Raw genomic sequence first — 270 nt, forward strand, 5'->3', positions numbered from 1 at the left:
ACCTTGGCCGGGGCCTGCGGGGCTGGCATGACCTTCACAGGGGCCTGGGGAGCCGGAGCCACCTTGGCCGGGGCCTGGGGAGCCGGAGCCACCTTGGCCGGGGCCTGGGGGGCCGGGGCGACCTTGGCCGGGGCCTGCGGGGCCGGCATGACTTTCACAGGGGCCTGCGGGGCCGGAGCCACCTTGGCCGGAGCCTGGGGAGCCGGAGCCACCTTGGCCGGGGCCTGCGGGGCCGGGGCGACCTTGGCCGGGGCCTGGGGAGCCGGAGCC

At 79.3% G+C, this 270-nt stretch carries 1 protein-coding gene; it reads right to left on the bottom strand.

Annotated features, from left to right (window positions below):
- The coding region (locus AB1L88_RS26995) for a hypothetical protein (RefSeq protein ID WP_367099824.1) at positions 1 to 270 on the bottom strand (270 nt) is incomplete at both ends.

Origin of the sequence: Tautonia sp. JC769, from assembly GCF_040717455.1 — a bacterium.
Classification (GTDB): Bacteria; Planctomycetota; Planctomycetia; order Isosphaerales; family Isosphaeraceae; genus Tautonia.